General features: G+C 31.2%; 1 pseudogene. It reads left to right on the top strand.

From position 1 onward, the window contains the following. Nucleotides 1–166: pseudogene (locus tag SB717_RS39755) on the top strand (NCS2 family permease); the annotation flags it as partial. Between the last annotated feature and the right edge of the window lie 68 nt (nt 167–234).

Here is a 234-nt window from a genome sequence, read left to right as displayed (position 1 = left end):
ATTTTTAATTTTTATAGGTATTCCGTTAACGTCTAGTATTGCAAATGGAATCGCAATTGGATTTTTAGTATATCCAGTCTTGAAAATTGTGAAGGGTAAAGGGATGGAAGTACATCCATTACTATACTTATTTGCATTCTTATTTGGATGTCATTTATTCTTATAATATAAATATAGGAGAGGGCCTTCTTATGGGAGGCTCCCTTTTTGTGTATAATAAAGTGAAACTATAGG

The sequence above is a fragment of the Priestia sp. SIMBA_032 genome, assembly GCF_046535215.1.
In the GTDB taxonomy this organism is placed as follows: Bacteria; Bacillota; Bacilli; order Bacillales; family Bacillaceae_H; genus Priestia; species Priestia aryabhattai.
Note: the sequence above shows the minus strand (reverse complement) of the source record. Positions and strands in the feature narration are given on the sequence as shown.